At 70.2% G+C, this 15,746-nt stretch carries 12 protein-coding genes; 7 read left to right on the top strand and 5 right to left on the bottom strand.

What is annotated here, in order from left to right; genetic code table 11:
- Nucleotides 1-133 precede the first annotated feature (133 nt).
- Nucleotides 134-3,889: an ABC transporter ATP-binding protein gene (locus BM362_RS12800; protein ID WP_093573235.1), complete on the bottom strand. Its 3,756-nt coding sequence runs from the start codon at nucleotides 3,887-3,889 to the stop codon at nucleotides 134-136.
- Between the two features lie 533 nt (nucleotides 3,890-4,422).
- Nucleotides 4,423-5,538, bottom strand: a complete 1,116-nt coding sequence (ald, locus tag BM362_RS12795) for an alanine dehydrogenase (RefSeq protein WP_067576134.1) — start codon at nucleotides 5,536-5,538, stop codon at nucleotides 4,423-4,425.
- A 190-nt stretch (nucleotides 5,539-5,728) separates the two neighbouring features.
- On the opposite strand from ald, the gene BM362_RS12790 reads away from it, so the two are divergent.
- Together BM362_RS12790 and BM362_RS48840 are read left to right on the top strand one after the other, a co-directional pair.
- Nucleotides 5,729-6,670 carry a zinc-binding dehydrogenase gene (locus BM362_RS12790; protein ID WP_067576135.1) on the top strand — a complete coding sequence of 314 codons (942 nt, stop codon included), beginning with the start codon at nucleotides 5,729-5,731 and terminating at the stop codon, nucleotides 6,668-6,670.
- Nucleotides 6,671-6,868: 198 nt separating this feature from the next.
- Complete coding sequence (locus BM362_RS48840) at nucleotides 6,869-7,111, top strand: hypothetical protein (protein ID WP_244287152.1); 243 nt, start codon at nucleotides 6,869-6,871, stop codon at nucleotides 7,109-7,111.
- Here BM362_RS48840 and BM362_RS12780 read toward each other — a convergent pair.
- Together BM362_RS12780 and BM362_RS12775 are read right to left on the bottom strand one after the other, a co-directional pair.
- Entirely contained in the window at nucleotides 7,080-8,648 is a 1,569-nt protein-coding gene (locus BM362_RS12780; RefSeq protein ID WP_093573234.1) for a PucR family transcriptional regulator, read from the bottom strand. The genes BM362_RS48840 and BM362_RS12780 overlap by 32 nt on opposite strands.
- Nucleotides 8,649-8,719: 71 nt before the next feature.
- Complete coding sequence (locus BM362_RS12775) at nucleotides 8,720-9,208, bottom strand: hypothetical protein (RefSeq protein WP_093573233.1); 489 nt, start codon at nucleotides 9,206-9,208, stop codon at nucleotides 8,720-8,722.
- A 170-nt stretch (nucleotides 9,209-9,378) separates the two neighbouring features.
- Here BM362_RS12775 and BM362_RS12770 point away from each other — a divergent pair, with 170 nt between their 5' ends.
- Together BM362_RS12770 and metX are read left to right on the top strand one after the other, a co-directional pair.
- Nucleotides 9,379-10,686, top strand: coding sequence for a bifunctional o-acetylhomoserine/o-acetylserine sulfhydrylase (locus tag BM362_RS12770; RefSeq protein WP_067576141.1), 1,308 nt, complete (start codon nucleotides 9,379-9,381; stop codon nucleotides 10,684-10,686).
- The gene (gene metX / locus BM362_RS12765) at nucleotides 10,683-11,810 is read left to right on the top strand and encodes a homoserine O-acetyltransferase MetX (protein WP_093573232.1); all 1,128 of its coding nucleotides are present in this window, start codon (nucleotides 10,683-10,685) and stop codon (nucleotides 11,808-11,810) included. Before BM362_RS12770 ends, metX begins: the two co-directional genes overlap by 4 nt.
- A gap of 77 nt (nucleotides 11,811-11,887) precedes the next feature.
- Here metX and BM362_RS12760 read toward each other — a convergent pair whose 3' ends face one another.
- Complete coding sequence (locus tag BM362_RS12760; RefSeq protein ID WP_067576145.1) at nucleotides 11,888-12,658, bottom strand: SGNH/GDSL hydrolase family protein; 771 nt, start codon at nucleotides 12,656-12,658, stop codon at nucleotides 11,888-11,890.
- A gap of 195 nt (nucleotides 12,659-12,853) precedes the next feature.
- On the opposite strand from BM362_RS12760, the gene BM362_RS12755 reads away from it, so the two are divergent.
- The 3 genes from BM362_RS12755 to BM362_RS12745 all read left to right on the top strand — a co-directional run bounded on the left by BM362_RS12755 (nucleotide 12,854) and on the right by BM362_RS12745 (nucleotide 15,728).
- Nucleotides 12,854-13,444: an SACE_7040 family transcriptional regulator gene (locus BM362_RS12755; protein ID WP_067576582.1), complete on the top strand. Its 591-nt coding sequence runs from the start codon at nucleotides 12,854-12,856 to the stop codon at nucleotides 13,442-13,444.
- Between the two features lie 52 nt (nucleotides 13,445-13,496).
- Nucleotides 13,497-13,994 carry a hypothetical protein gene (locus tag BM362_RS12750; RefSeq protein WP_086024916.1) on the top strand — a complete coding sequence of 166 codons (498 nt, stop codon included), beginning with the start codon at nucleotides 13,497-13,499 and terminating at the stop codon, nucleotides 13,992-13,994.
- A 120-nt stretch (nucleotides 13,995-14,114) separates the two neighbouring features.
- Nucleotides 14,115-15,728 (top strand): carboxyl transferase domain-containing protein, encoded by a 1,614-nt coding sequence (locus tag BM362_RS12745; RefSeq protein WP_067576147.1) that lies wholly within the window; start codon nucleotides 14,115-14,117, stop codon nucleotides 15,726-15,728.
- The last annotated feature ends 18 nt before the right edge of the window (nucleotides 15,729-15,746 follow it).

Genomic DNA, 15,746 nt, shown 5'->3' with positions numbered 1-15,746 from the left:
GGCCACGACGCCCTTGTCCGTCATCGACCGCGGCAACGGTCCTGAGCCAGCAACGCCGCGACCGAGAAGCCGTTGTCTCCGATGCCCGCCCCTGCGACGGTCCGCGAGGGGACAGCTCACAAGATCTGCTGGCTCACCCCAAAGCCCACAGCCGTGCGTAGTGGCCGTCCGCGGCGACCAACTCGGGGTGGGTGCCCTGCTCGACGATGCGGCCGTGGTCGAGTACCACGATCCGGTCGGCCTTCGCGGCGGTTGCCAGGCGGTGGGCGACTACGAAGGTGGTGCGGCGCCGGGCGAGGTGTTCGGTGGCGCGCAGGACTGTGGCTTCGGTGGCTGGGTCCAGTGCGGCGGTGGCTTCGTCCAGCAGGAGCACGTCCGGGTCGACCAGCTCGGCTCGGGCGAGTGCGACGAGTTGCCGCTGTCCGGCGGACAGGGAGCGGCCGCGTTCGCCTACTGGCTGCCGGAAACCGGCGGGCAGCGCGGCGACTCCGTCCAGGGCGCCGACGGCGCGCACGGCTGCCTCGACTTCCGCATCGGTGGCGCCGGGGCGGCCGTACCGCACGTTGTCCGCGACGGTGCCGGAGAACAGGTGCGCTTCCTGCGGTACCACGCCCATCCGGGCGCGCAGTGCGGGCAGGTCGTACTCGCGGACGTCGACACCGTCAATCAAGACCGCGCCGCCGGTGGCGTCGTAGTAGCGCGCGACGAGCTTCACCGCAGTGGACTTGCCCGCGCCGGTCGCGCCGACCAGCGCGACGGTTTCGCCTGCCGCGACGTCGAGCGTCAGGTTCTCCAGCGCGGGCTTTTCCGCGCCGGTGTAGGAGAAATCGACGTCCTTGAACCGCACTTCGCCGGACAGGTGTGCGGGCAGTTCGACCGGTTTCTCGGCCGGAGGCACCGACGTCGGCGTGCGCAGCAGGTCGCCGATGCGGCTCAGGCCGACGCGGGCCTGCTGGTAGCCGTCGAACACTGAGGACAGTTGCTGGATCGGCGAGAAGAATTGCTGCAGGTACAGCAAGAATCCGAGCAGCACACCGGCTTCGAGGGTGCCGCCTGCGACGCGGTGGGCGCCGACGACCAGCACCGTGGTGGTCGCCAGATCCGACAGCAACGAGACGAGCGGGAAGTATGTCGCGATGTACCGCTGCGCCCGCAGTCGCGACCGGCGGTAGTCGTCACTGCGCGACGCGAACACCTCCGCCGAACGCTCTTCGCGCGTGTACGCCTGGGCGACCCGCAGACCGCTGACGTTCTCCTGCATGTCCGCGTTGACGACGCTTACCTTCTCGCGCGCCTCGCTGTACGCACGCGACGCGACCCGCCGGAAGATCAGGGTGGCTACGAGCAGGATCGGCAGCATGGCCAGCGCGTACCCGGCCAGCGCGGCATCGGTGACCAGCAGCGCGACCGTGATGCCCACCAACGTGAGCGCGCTGACGACTGCGGTGGCGAGGCCGGTTTGCAGGAACGTCGACAACGCGTCGACGTCCGTGGTCATCCGGGTCATGATCTTGCCGGACAGTTCGCGCTCGTAGTAGTCCAGCCCAAGTCGTTGCAGGTGTGCGTAACTGCGCACGCGCAGCGAGTACAGCACCGTCTCGCCGACGCGGGCAGTGAGCCGGGTTTGCCAGCGCACCACGAACCAGTCGGCCGCCACCACCACCGCGCCGATCCCGGCCAGCAGCCACACGACGCTCGCCACGCCGGGCAGGACGCCGTGGTCGACCCCGCGCTGGTACAGCGCGGGCAGTGCGAGCGAGGCCAGTGCGTCCGCCGCGACCAGACCGATCACGCCGATGAGCGGCCACCGCACCGGACGAAGGATCCGGGACAGCTTGAAGCCGGGGTCCGAGGCCGTGACGTCCACATCGGACAGCCGGGGCCGGTCGGTAGCCGGAGGCAGCCGGCGGACGCCTTCCAGCAGTTCCGGAGTAGGTGGCACGTCAGCGCCGCCGCTGCCCGCGAACCCGCTGCCGCCGCCTGGCATGCCGCCGCGGGACTGCGCGGCTTCCGCGAGCGCGTCGACCTCGTCGCGGTCGTCGTTTGGCCACAGGACTGCCGTGGTGCCGTCCGCGCCCGGCTCAAGATTGTCGCAACGGTGCGGCTTTTCGACGTCGTCGTCCGGACCGGCGACCAGTTCGCGGAACAGTGCGCACCGCGCCAGCAGTTCCTCCTCGGTGCCGACGTCGACCACTCGGCCCTGATCCATCACCGCGATCCGGTCAGCGAGTTGCAGTGTCGACCGGCGGTGCGCGATGAGCAACGTGGTGCGTTCGGCGGTGACCGCGCGCAGCGTGTCGTGGATCGCGGCTTCGGTGACGGTGTCGATCGCCGAGGTCGCGTCGTCCAGGATCAGCACGCGCGGGTCGGTAAGCAGGGCCCGGGCCAGCCCGAGCCGTTGCCGCTGCCCGCCGGACAGCGTGAGGCCGCGCTCGCCGACCTCGGTGGCGTATCCGTCCGGCAGCGCGCGGATGAACTCGTCCGCCTCCGCCGCGCGGGCGGCCGCGAAGACCTCCTCGTCGCTCGCGTCCGGGCGGCCGTAAGCGATGTTGTCCCGCACTGAGGTGGAGAACAGGAACGCTTCCTCGAAGACCACGCCGATCGCCTGCCGCAGGTCCTTCAACGGCACGTCCCGCACATCCAGCCCGCCGACCCGCGCCGAACCCGAGTGCACGTCGTAAAACCGGGGCAGCAGCATGGAAATCGTGGACTTGCCGGACCCCGCCGTGCCCACCAGCGCGAGCGTTTCGCCGGGCCGGGCTTCGAGAGTGAGCCCGTCGAGCACCGGGTCGCTGCGGGTGTAGCCGAACTTCACGTCGTTCAGCTCGACGCCCAGCGCGCCGGGCGGCAGCGGCCGCGCGTCGGGGCTGTCGGTGACCTCCGGCTGCGCGTCGATCAGCTCGTACACCCGCTCCGCACCGGCACGCGTGAGCTGCGCCTGCACGACCAGCCCGGACAGGAACCGCGCCGGGCCGATCAACGCGGCGAGATAGGTGGCGAACGCGAGGAACGTGCCGAGACTGATCTGCCCGTTCAACGCCAGCATGCCGCCGATCGCCAGCACCGCGACCTGACCCGCGGCAGGCAGCGCCGACGTGGTCGCTGTCGGCAACGCGGACAGCTTCGCCGCGCGCAACCGCTCCGCGAAAAGCTTCCGTGCCGTGCGCTCCAGCCGCGCGACCTCGCGTGCCTCCTGCCCGAACCCCTTCACCACGCGCACGCCGGTGACGGTTTCCTCGACGTGCTGCGCGACATCCGCCGCGCGCTGCTGCGCCGACCAGGTCGCCGGGAACAACCGCCGCCTGCTCAACGCCACGACGATCCCGACCCCGGGCGCGACCACCAGCGCGATGAGCGTGAGCAGCGGCGACATCCACACCATCGCGCCCAGCGACAACACCGCGAAAATCACCGACCCCGCCGACAGCGGAACCTGCATCAGCAACCCGGTGACCAGCTGCAGATCCGAAATCGCGCGCGACACGACCTGCCCGGTGCGCAACGCGTCCTGCTTCCCGCCGTCCAGCCGCGAGACCGCGCCGAACACCCGGTTCCGCAGATCGTGCTGCACGTCCAGCGCCAGCCGCCCGCCCACATACCGGCGCAGAAACGCCGACCCGAACGCGACCAGCTGCAACGCCACCAGCCCCACCGCGAGCCCGGTCAGCTGCGACGTATGCCCGGCCACCGCGTCGTCCACCGCCGACCGCACCAGCAACGGACTCGCCGCCTGCACCCCGACGCTCAGCACCGCCGCTGTCATCGCGAGCACGACGACGCCGCGGTGCTCCCAGCAGGCAGCGGACAACCGGCGCACCCAGCCGACCGGTCGGGGCGCCGTCTCAGCAATCGGACGGTCTTGACGCGCAGGCGTCGCAGTGGTGGTCACATCACAAGGTTAGGCAGCGGCACCGACAATTTATTCCCGGGCGAGCCGGCGGCCCGGACCAAACAGGCACAACCGGCGCTCCGGCGGGCAGAGGTGACGAACGGCACGCCAGCGCGTTCCGAAGGACCCTGGAAGCCTCGTGGAGCAGGGAAACCCTGGTCCGGGCAGCAAAGGTGAAAGGTTGAACGTTCACCTGGTCACCGGGAAGAACCCCGGCGAAATCCACCCCCGGACGAGCGCTCCCGCCCAATGTTCTTTAAGCTAGTACTCGGCGACCCGCTCCCAGTGACCCCCAGGCTGGTTGAGCGGGTCGCCCCTTCTGGCCTTCCCCTACTCGCGCCTGGTGGCGCTTCGTCGGGAAGGGGCGTCGTAGTACCCGGGGGGCCGAGCCCCCCGGACCCCCGCGGTGCCTTCGGCGGCGGTTGGGTGGGGGGCCGGGGTTGGGGTTGGGATGGCGTGGGGTGGAACAAAAAGCGTTGTGGCGTGGCAAAAGCGGCGAGGGCCTTGGGGGCCTCGCCGCTTTTGTGTGCTGGTTATGCCAGGGCGGTTTCGACGGGGGTGTGGGGGAGGTTGTGGGCGGTGGCGACCGGGGCGTTGGTCAGGGCGCCGGAGTGGGTGTTGAGGCCAAGGGCCAGGGCTGGGTCGGCGGAGAGGGCGGCCTTCCAGCCCTTGTCGGCCAGCTGCACGGCGTAGGGGAGGGTCACGTTGGTGAGGCCGTAGGTGCTCGTGCGCGGGACTGCGCCAGGCATGTTGGCCACGCAGTAGAAGACCGAGTTGTGGACCGTGTAGGTCGGGTCGTCGTGCGTGGTGGGGCGCGAGTCGGCGAAGCAGCCGCCCTGGTCGATGGCGATGTCCACGAGGACGCTGCCCGGCTTCATGCGCGAGACCAGGTCGTTGGAGACCAGCTTCGGAGCCTTCGCGCCGGGGACCAGGACCGCGCCGACGACCATGTCCGCTTCCAGGACCGACTCTTCTACCGACAGGCGGTTCGAGGTGACGGTGCGGATTCGGCCGCCGAAGTCGTTGTCGATCTGGCGCAGGCGGTCGACGTTCGTGTCGAGGATTTCCACGTCGGAGCCGAGGCCGAGGGCGACCCGGGCGGCATTGAGGCCCGCCACGCCGCCGCCGATGACGACCACGCGCGCCGGGTGCACGCCGGGGATGCCGCCGGGCAGGACGCCCCGGCCGCCGCTCGGCTTCATCAGGGCGTAGGCGCCGACCTGCGGAGCCAGCCGGCCCGCGACCTCGGACATCGGGGCCAGCAACGGCAGCGCGCCGTTCGGCTTCTGCACCGTCTCGTAAGCGATCGCGGTGGTGCCCGCGGCCAGCAGCGCGTCGGTCAGCGGACGGTCCGCGGCGATGTGCAGATAGGTGAACAGCACCAGATCCTTGCGCAGGCGCGGGTACTCCTCGGCGATCGGCTCCTTCACCTTCAGCACGAGCTCGCCCTCGGCCCACGTCTCGTCCGCGGTGGCGAGCACCTTCGCGCCCGCGGCGACGTACTCCTCGTCCGTGATGGACGACCCGGTCCCGGCACCCGTCTCGACGAAGACGTCGTGCCCGCGACCGACCAGTTCGTGCACGCCTGCCGGGGTCAACGCGACCCGGTACTCGTGCTTCTTGATCTCACGGGGAACGGCGATGCGCACTGCTTGCCTCCTGGCGGCGGTTCTGTCGAAGGTGGTGCCACTCACGGTGATCTACCCGGACGGCGGTGTCATCATCCTTCCGGCACAGTCTTGCGCTGGGTCAATAGTGCTGCCAGGACAACGCACTTGACCTCGACCGCACTTGAGGTAGTTGGCTGGCCCCCGGCGGAGACTTCGAGGAAGGGCTTACATGCGAGCGGTGTGGCTGCGGGAGTTCGGCGGGCCGGCGGTGCTGGAGGCGGGGGAGGCCCCCGATCCGGCTCCCGGGCCGGGACAGGTGCTGATCGAGGTGGCGTTCGCCAACGTCACCTTCGTGGAAACGCAGTTCCGGGCGACGGGGACGGGGCCGTTCGGCAGCACGCTTCCGATGGTGCCCGGCAACGGCGTCGGGGGTGTGATCAGCCGCGCCGGGGAGGGCGTGGACCCGGCGCTGGTCGGGAAACGCGTGGTGACGTCGACCGGCGGCAGCGGCGGTTACGCGCAGCGCGTGGTCGTGGACGCGGCGTTGGTGTTCCCGGTGCCGCACGCGCTGAGCCTCGACGCGGCCGTCGCGCTGCTGGCCGACGGCCGCACGGCGACCGGGCTGGTGCACGCGACCGCGGTGGCGCCAGGGGAACGGGTGCTCGTCGAGGCTGCCGCCGGAGGGGTCGGCAGCCTCCTGGTGCAACTGGCGAAGGCCGCGGGCGCGGAGGTCGTGGCAGCCGCGGGCGGGGCGGAAAAGCTTGCCCGCGCCCGGGAATTGGGTGCGGATCTGGCGGTCGACTACACCGATCCGGAGTGGACCGCCGAGGCCGGGGAGGTGGACGTGGTGTTCGACGGCGTGGGAGGCGCGGTCGGCACCGCGGCGTTCGCGCTGGTGCGGCCCGGCGGGCGGATGGCGATCTACGGTCTGGCAAGCGGTTCCTGGACCGAAGTGTCCGAAGAGGACGCTGCCGCGCGCGGCGTGAAGCTGATCCGATCGATCGGCGACGCGGCGGAGATGCGCGGCTACACCGAATCGGCACTGGCGGCCGCCGCGTCCGGACAGCTCACGCCGGTGATCGGACAGCGGTTCCCGCTGGAGCGGGCGGCTGACGCGCACGCGGCGATCGAATCTCGGGGCACGATCGGGAAGACGCTGCTGGTCGCATGACCGGTTTCGACGTCGACAGTTTCCTCGCGCAGCCGCTGACCGCACGGGTCGCCACCGCTGGTCCGACCGTCCGGCCCACCTGGTATCTCTGGGAGGACAGGGCGTTCTGGATCCTCAGCGGCCCGTGGTCGCGGCTGCCCGCTCGGGTGCGCGAGGAGCCGCGGATCGCGGTGACGGTGGACGTTTGCGACCGGCTTGGTGCGTCAGGTGGTCGCGCGCGGACCAGCCGCCCTCGAACCGTTCGACGTGCCGCGCGGACGGCGGAAACTAGTGCGGTACCTGGGCCCCGACGAGTCCGTGTGGGATCCGCGGTTCCGCGCGTATCTGCTGGACGACCCGGCCGAACGCGGCACGGTGTGGGTCCGGATGGAGCCGGAATCGTTGCGTGCCAACGATCTCAGCTACCAGGTCAGCTCCAGCGGAGTGCGATCAGCTGGGTGAGCAGAGCAAGCCGCGTATCCGGGTCGTCGAGGTTCAGCGGGACCAGTTCCAGCAGCCGTTTCATCCGGTACCGCAGCGTGTTCGGGTGAATCCGCAGCCGTTCCGCGGCGGCGCGGGGGTCGCCGGGATACCGGAGCCATTCGTAAAGAGTGTCGACGTACCCGGCGTTGCTCGCCTCGTCGTGTGCGCGCAGCACGCCGAGCGGGCCGAGTTCGGACACCTGCGCCGCCGCTGCTCCGGCGGCGGCGCGGTGCAAAACCAGCGCGGTCCATGCCTCGTCGTACGCCACGACACGGCCCTCGACCAGTCCTGCTCGCAGCAGTCCCAGCGCCTCGTCCGCCTGGGCTCGCGACGCGGCCAGCGCAGTCGGATCGCCCGGCGCGCCCGCAGCCGCGCGCGGTAGCCCGCCCCGGCGAGACGCGGGCTGGGCGAGCAGCGCCTCCCGCAGTTCCGGCCAGCCGCCCTCGCCGGGGCGATCCGGAACCACGACGTAGAGCAACCCACCCAGTTCAGCCGCGACCGGACGGCGTCCGAAACCCTGCGAAATCCGTTCCAGCAACGCCAGCAACAGTCCCTCGGCGTCCCGGCTGTCGCCGCCGCTGACGTCCACGACGACGACCCGATGCGGCTCGTCGGACAGGTCCAGTTCGGCGACTACCCGACGCGGAGGGACCTGTCCTTCCAAAACCGCGCGCAGCAATTCGGCGGAAGCCCGGCGTTGTGCGTCCGTATGCGCGCGCCGCCGCAGCAGGTGCAGCGCGACCACCGGGGCCGCGTCGGCGAAAGCCGCCGCGCGTTCCTCGGAAACCGGACCGGGGACGACCGCCCACATCGAGCCCAGCAGTTCGCCGCCCATCCGGATCGGCACGATCAGCCGCGGCAGGGTGCCGTCGCGCTGGGCCGGGACGAAGATCGTCTGCCTGCCGCGGGAAAGCTCGCGGAACACGCCGCGCGAGCGGAACCGGGCCAGCACGTCGTCCGGGATTCGGCGGCCCATGATCGTCGCGACGCGCGCCGGGTCGGTGAGGTCCTGGCGCGCGGAGTAGGCGAGGACGCGCGAGTTGGTGTCCTCGATCGTGACCGACGCGTCGACCACCGCGGCCACGGCGTCGGCGAGCCGGAAGAGGTCGCCGGAACCCGGGTCGCCGCCTTCTTCGAGCGCTTCGGATTCGTCGGCGAGTGCGTCCAGCACCGTGCGCAACAGCCAGACCAGCTGGGCCCAGGAGGTCGCCGCGTGCACCTGGATCAACGCGATCCCCGCCGACTTCGCCGCGCGTCGCACCGGCTGTTTCGCCGCCAGCGGCGGTTTCAGCAGCACCGCTGCCGCACCCCGTCCGGCGCTCACCCGGACGAGTGCCGCGGCGTCGGCCTGCTCGATCGTGGCGACGCCCAGCACCAGGTCACCCGCGGCGATGGCGGACTCCGCACCGGGCTCGGCGATCACCACGTCGCCGACCGCGGGACAGCCTTCGGGCACGAGAAGCGCGTGGAGCAGCGTCGGACCGACCCGGTCCACGACGCTGCGCACCGAAACCACAGCTACCTCCAGCGCTCCTGACGTTCTTGCTGGAACGGTAGAAGACTGCACCGGTTTCGCCACCCGCGGCACTAGTTAGCGCGAAACACCTTCGGCCACGGCTTGAAGTACGACACCAGCGTCGCCCCCAGCAGCAACGTCAGCCCGACGCTCATCGCGCCGGTGCCCGACACCGCGCCCGCCCCGACGATCTCCCCGCGTGAAGCCTGCTCGCCGTGCTCGACGAATAACGGGACCACCATCAGGTTGCCGCCGGCGAAGAGGGCCAGCGTGGCCAGCAGTTTCCACAGCACCCAGTGGTAGCGGACCAGCTTCCACTTCGTGCCGAGGCCGAGGACGACACCGGTCGCCAGCGCGAGGAGGCTGGCCGGGAAATAGAGTGCACCGGCGAGCACCCCGGCGATGACGTTCGCGCTGCGCGTGGTCACCGGATCGGGGACGGCGATCGCGAGAATGCTGCAGATCAGCACCGCGAGCTCGGCGCCGATCCAGCCGACCGACGTGACGACGTGGCCGAACAGGAGCCACTTCCGGGTCGACGGCCGCATTCTCCAGTCCATGCGCCTGAGCGTGCGCTTCACCGCGCTGTCGCGTCGTCCGTCAGCGCTCGGCACTTGCTCATACGTCCGGGTGCGTAGGACTCTCATCTCGTGAGAGCGGTTGGGCGTTTCGTCCGGCCTGGTTAACGTCGCGCCCAGCCGACCCGTTCACGACCGCTAGGAGCGAGCAGATGCCGGAAGACACCACGAGCTGGTCCTTCGAGACCAAGCAGATCCACGCGGGGGCGGCGCCCGATCCGGCCACCGGCGCCCGCGCGACGCCGATCTACCAGACCACGTCGTACGTCTTCCGCGACACTCAGCACGGGGCGGATCTGTTCAGCCTCGCCGAGCCCGGCCACATCTACACGCGCATCAACAACCCGACCCAGGACGTCCTGGAGCAGCGCGTCGCCACCCTCGAAGGCGGCGTCGCCGGTCTCGCGTTCGCTTCCGGTTCGGCGGCGGTCACCGCGGCGATCCTGACCCTGGCGAACGCGGGCGACCACTTCGTCACCAGCCCGTCGCTGTACGGCGGCACCTACAACCTGTTCCACTACACGCTGCCGAAGCTCGGCATCGAGGTCACCTTCATCGACGACCAGGACGACGCCGAGCAGTGGCGGGCCGCGGTCCGGCCGAACACCAAGCTGTTCTTCGCCGAGACGCTGGCCAACCCGAGCAGCGCCGTCCTCGACATCCGCAAGGTCGCCGACGTCGCGCACGAGGCCGGTGTTCCGCTGGTCGTGGACAACACCGTGCCGACGCCGTACCTTGTCCGCCCCATCGAGCACGGTGCCGACATCGTCGTGCACTCGGCGACGAAGTACCTCGGCGGCCACGGCACGACTGTCGCCGGCGTGCTGGTCGACGGCGGCACGTTCGACTTCGGCAAGGACCCGGCCCGGTTCCCGGGCTTCAACGAGCCCGACCCCAGCTACCACGGTCTCAAGTACTGGGAGGCGCTCGGCCCGGGTGCGTTCGCGGCCAAGGCACGCGTGCAGATCCTGCGCGACACCGGCGCGGCGATCGCCCCGTTGAACAGCTTCCTCATTTTGCAGGGCATCGAGACGCTGTCGCTGCGCGTGGAGCGGCATTCCACGAACGCGCAGGCGCTCGCGGAATGGCTGGAAGGGCGCGACGAGGTCGAGAAGGTCTACTACGCCGGGCTGCCGTCGAGCCCGTACCACGCGGCGGCGCAGAAGTACCTGCCGCGCGGCGTCGGCGCGGTGCTGTCGTTCGAGCTGCGCGGCGGGGTCGAAGCGGGCCGGAAGTTCGTCGACGGCACCGAGCTGCACAGTCAGCTGGTGAACCTCGGCGACGTGCGCAGCCTGATCGTGCACCCGGCTTCGACCACGCACAGCCAGCTCGGCCCGGAGGAGCAGGTCGCCGCGGGCGTCACGCCGGGTCTCGTGCGGCTCGCTGTCGGACTGGAAGGAATCGAGGACCTGAAGGCCGACCTCGAGGCGGGCTTCCGAGCCGCCAAGGCGGCGCTGTGACGGATCCCGGCGCGAGTCTTCCGCCCGTCACCGGTGCGTGGCGGGCGGGCGACCCACCCGGCAGGCGGCAGTGGTTCACCGGCCCCGGCGCGCTCGCGCTGGAGGCCGGTGCGACCCTGCCCGGCTACACCCTCGCGTACGAAACGTGGGGAACGCTCAACTCCGACGGGTCCAACGCGGTCCTCGTCGAGCACGCTCTCACCGGCGACAGCCATGTCGCAGGCCCCGCTGAACCCGGGCATCCGAGTCCCGGATGGTGGGAGGGACTGATCGGCCCCGGCAAGGCTTTCGACACCGACGAGCTGTTCGTCGTCGCGCCTAACGTGCTCGGCGGCTGTCAGGGGTCGACCGGCCCCGCCTCGCCCGCTCCGGACGGTGCGGCGTGGGGCAGCCGATTCCCGGCTTTGACCGTCCGGGACCAGGTCAATGCCGAAGCGGAGCTCTCGGACGCACTCGGCATCGCACGCTGGGCCGCCGTCGCGGGCGGTTCGATGGGCGGGATGCGGGCTCTCGAATGGGCCGTAAGTCAACCCGATCGGGTCGCCTCGGCGCTCGTTCTCGCTTCGACCGCTCGCGCGTCCGCCGAGCAAATCGCCTGGGCCGCCCCGCAGCTGCACGCGATCCGCGGCGACCGGGCCTGGCACGGCGGCGACTACTACACCGCGGCCGAAGGCCCGCACCGCGGACTGGGCGTGGCCCGGCGGATCGCGCACGTCACCTACCGCTGCGAACCCGAATTGGAGACGCGTTTCGGGAACCGTCCGCAGCGGGACGAGGATCCGCTGGCCGGCGGCCGGTTCGCGGTCGAGTCCTATCTGGACCATCACGCGGCCAAGCTCGCCCACCGGTTCGACGCGGGTTCCTACGTGGTGCTCACCGAATCGATGAACACCCACGACGTCGGACGGGACCGCGGCGGGGTAGCTGCTGCCCTGGGCCGGGTCACCGCGCGCACCGTGGTCGCGGCAGTGGACAGCGACCGGCTTTACCCGCCGTACCAGTCGCACGAGATCGCGGCGGGGGTCGGCGGCGAGGTCACGGTGCTGACTTCGCCGTACGGCCATGACTCGTTCCTGATCGAGACCGAGCAGATCGCCGCGCTGGTCAAGACTCTGCTGGGCTGACCTCGCCCGCTGGGCGGTCCGGGAAGGGCTCCTTGCGGGACTTGGATTCCCGCAAGGAGTCCTTCCCGGACCGGGCCTCAGCCGATCGCCGAGGTCAGCGGCGCGTAGTATCCGCCCCGCTGCCCAGCGGCAGTCGGGTGGTACGACTCGTCCACCGGCCACGTCAAGCTGTGCAGGTAGTCGCTCGCCGACGAGCAGATGTTGTGCCCGACGAACGCCGACCGGACGTCCACGAACTTCCCGCCCGCCGCGGAAACCCGCGACGACAGCACCGAGGCCAGCGTGTCCGCCCCGGAGTTGATCGCCGACCGCTTCGTGTCGCTCAGCCCGACGTTGCACGAGCCCGGCACGGTGTAGAAGCGCGGGTACGAGAGCACGACCAGTTGCGCCCCGGGGGCCTTGCTCTTGGCCGCCGAGTACACCTTGTCCAGCAGTCCGGGCAGGGTGTTCTGGACGTAGGTCTTGGCGGTGTTGACCCGGTCCGTGCAGGTCTGGTCGCTGCCCAGCGTGCACGTCTTGATCACGTCGGTGAACCCGGCGTCGTTGCCGCCCACGGTGAGCGTGATCAAGGTGGCGTTGGAGGGCATCGAGCTGATCTGGCTCAGCACGTCGCTGGTCTTCGCGCCCGAGCAGGCGAGGAAGGTGAAATTGGTGCCGGAGTGGGCGTTGGCCCACAGTTGGCTGTACGCGTTGGCACTGCGTTTGCAGCTGCCGGAATCTCCGTAGCTCCCGGCGCCCACTCCGGCGGAGTAGGAGTCGCCGAGTGCGACATAGTTTTGCGACGCGGCGCTCGCGGTGTTGGCGAAGCCGAGCGAGGCAGCGAGAGCGACCCCCAGGGCCGCGCACATCCGAAGGATGCGTCGTGATGGTTGACGGGTGTTTGCAGCCATGGGTCACTCCTGTCGTGACAGCTTGACGCGGTAAAGCTTTACCAGGTGCAATCCCCACGTGACACCCCTCAAATCCGGGTGCCGCCACTTGGCTCAAGCAGGAAGTAGGACCGGAAGTTAGCGCTCGCTAACCACGGGACCTACTATGTGCCGATGCCGGCGAATTCCCTCCCACTGGTGAACGGCGCGAAGCCGAACAGGCGGGAACAGATCCTCTCCGCCGCCGCCGAGCTGTTCGCCCACCACGGTTTCCACGGCGTCGGCATCGACGACATCGGCGCGGCCGTCGGCATCTCCGGTCCCGCGCTGTACCGGCATTTCCGCAGCAAGGACGCGATTCTCGGGGAAATGCTGAACTCGATCAGCCACTTCCTGCTCGAAGGCGGCACCGCGCGCGCCGCGGCGGGCGGCACGCCGGACGAGCTGCTGGCCGCGCTCGTGCGGTTCCACGTCGACTTCGCGCTCGATCATCCGGCGCTCATCACCGTGCAGGAGCGCAATCTCGCGAACCTCACCGACGGTGACCGGAAACAGGTGCGCGCGCTCCAGCGGCAGTATGTCGAGGTGTGGGTGCGGGCGATTCGCGAAGCTGTGCCCGGCCTCGGCGAACGCCAGGCGCGCTCGGCGGCACACGCCGTGTTCGGCTTGATCAACTCGACGCCCTACAACCGCCATCTCGGTGACGGCCCGCTCGCCGATCTGCTGTGCCGGCTCGCGCTGGGTGCGCTTTCCGCGGCGGGCTGAGCCCGCGATCCGGGGTATCCCGCCGACCGCCGGTCTGGTGTTTGATAGGCACGTGACCGCGGACCGGAGCGAGGGCGAGCAGCGACTCGTCGAGAAGGCACAGCGCGCGCTCGTCGCCATCAGCCTTGGCGAGGACACGGAGGCGCTGGAAGAGGTCACGCCCTCGTCGCAGGAGCCGGGCGAACGCGACGAGGAAACCAAAGAGCTGATGCTGCTGCTCTTCGGCGAGTGCAGCGCCATGGTGTCCACCCTCGGTGACGGCGGCACCGCGCCGGTCAAGGTGCAGGTTTTCGACGAGGCCGGCGAAGAGGTTTCGATCGACCAGGCCGACCCGCCGGTCCGCACCGCCGTCCGCACGCTGCTCGCCGAGGTGCACGGCAATACCGCGGCCGCGCGCGAACAGGTCGAGATCGCGTTGGCGAGCGCCGCGCCGAACGAGGTGGACAGCCTCTTGCTGCAGGCGCTGCGCTGGACGATCCGGCTGTCGGTCGAATGTCTCGAACGGGACCTGCCGGTGGCCGGCTGGATCTCCGACGCCGTCGCGGGCTGAGTGTTTCCTCTTTCACCCGCCTCGCGGGGGCGGGCGCTTCGGGCTGGACTGGACAGGGCGGTTAACGAGCACTAACATCTCCGACGGAGTTAACGACCGCTAACGTCTCGACGGAGAGCCATGGACACGCCGGTACTGCGCAGTTCCGCGGATCCGAACAGCGACACCTTCACCCGCAGCGTCACTTCGCACGGAGAATTGGTCGAGGATCTGCACAAGCGGCTCGCCGCCGCCCGTCTCGGCGGGCCGGAGAAGTCGCGTGCCCGCCATGTGGAACGCGGCAAGCTGCTGCCCCGCGACCGGGTGGACGCGCTGCTGGACCCGGGATCCCCGTTCCTCGAGCTTTCCCCGCTCGCGGCCACCGGGCTGTACGACGACGAGGCACCGTCGGCGGGCATCATCACCGGGATCGGGCGGGTGGCCGGCCGCGAATGCGTGATCGTGGCCAACGACGCCACGGTCAAGGGCGGCACGTACTACCCGATGACGGTGAAGAAGCACCTGCGGGCGCAGGAAGTCGCACTGCACAACAACCTGCCGTGCATTTACCTGGTCGACTCGGGCGGCGCGTTCCTCCCGCGCCAGGACGAGGTCTTCCCGGACCGCGAACACTTCGGCCGGATCTTCTACAACCAGGCCACCATGTCCGCGCGCGGGATCCCGCAGATCGCCGCCGTGCTCGGCTCGTGCACCGCAGGCGGCGCGTACGTCCCGGCGATGAGCGACGAAGCGGTCATCGTGCGCAATCAGGGCACCATTTTCCTCGGCGGCCCGCCGCTGGTGAAGGCCGCGACCGGCGAGGTCGTCACGGCCGAGGAACTGGGCGGCGGCGACGTGCACTCGCGGCAGTCCGGTGTCACCGACCACCTCGCCGACGACGACGCGCACGCGCTGCGCATCGTCCGCGACATCGTTTCCACGCTCGGCCCGCGCACGCCGCGGCCGTGGGACGTCAAGGCGATCGAGCCGCCCGCGGCGGACGAACGCGAGCTGTACGGCGTGGTGCCGACGGATTCGCGGACCCCGTACGACGTGCGCGAGGTCATCGCCCGCGTCGTCGACGGCAGCCGGTTCGCGGAGTTCAAGAAGGAATACGGCTCGACGCTCGTCACCGGCTTCGCGCACATCCACGGCCACCCGGTCGGCATCATCGCGAACAATGGCGTGCTGTTCGCCGAGTCCGCGATGAAGGGCGCGCACTTCATCGAACTGTGCGACCGGCGCTCGATCCCGTTGGTGTTCCTGCAGAACATCACCGGCTTCATGGTCGGCCGCGCGTACGAGGCGGGCGGCATCGCCAAGCACGGCGCGAAAATGGTCACCGCGGTGGCCTGCGCGCGGGTGCCGAAGTTCACCGTGATCATCGGCGGCTCCTTCGGCGCGGGCAACTACTCCATGTGCGGCCGGGCGTATTCGCCGCGGTTCCTGTGGATGTGGCCGAACGCGCGGATTTCCGTGATGGGCGGCGAGCAGGCGGCCTCGGTGCTGTCGACGGTGCGCCGCGACGCGATCGAGGGCCGCGGCGGCGAATGGTCCACTGAGGACGAAGAAACCTTCAAGGACCCGATCCGCGAGCAGTACGAGGAACAGGGCAGCCCGTACTACTCCACGGCGCGGCTGTGGGACGACGGCGTGATCGACCCGGCGGACACCCGCACGGTGCTCGGGCTCGCGCTTTCGGCCGCGGCTAACGCTCCCTTGCCCGAGGTCAACTACGGCGTCTTCCGGATGTGATGAGCGTGTTCGAGGGTT

Source organism: Amycolatopsis rubida (genome assembly GCF_900115345.1).
GTDB classification, from domain to species: domain Bacteria; phylum Actinomycetota; class Actinomycetes; order Mycobacteriales; family Pseudonocardiaceae; genus Amycolatopsis; species Amycolatopsis rubida.
The sequence above is the reverse complement of the archived record's forward strand: the minus strand, read 5'-3'. Positions and strand labels throughout refer to the sequence as shown.

Excerpts from the sequence above, each read along its gene's own strand:
- BM362_RS12760 (WP_067576145.1), bottom strand. The coding sequence starts at position 12,658 with ATGTGCGCGGCCCTGGGGGTCGCTCTCGCTGCCTCGCTCGGCTTCGCC.
- BM362_RS12745 (WP_067576147.1), top strand. The coding sequence starts at position 14,115 with ATGGACACGCCGGTACTGCGCAGTTCCGCGGATCCGAACAGCGACACC.
- BM362_RS12770 (WP_067576141.1), top strand. The coding sequence starts at position 9,379 with ATGCCGGAAGACACCACGAGCTGGTCCTTCGAGACCAAGCAGATCCAC.
- BM362_RS12755 (WP_067576582.1), top strand. The coding sequence starts at position 12,854 with ATGCCGGCGAATTCCCTCCCACTGGTGAACGGCGCGAAGCCGAACAGG.
- BM362_RS12775 (WP_093573233.1), bottom strand. The coding sequence starts at position 9,208 with ATGGACTGGAGAATGCGGCCGTCGACCCGGAAGTGGCTCCTGTTCGGC.
- BM362_RS12790 (WP_067576135.1), top strand. The coding sequence starts at position 5,729 with ATGCGAGCGGTGTGGCTGCGGGAGTTCGGCGGGCCGGCGGTGCTGGAG.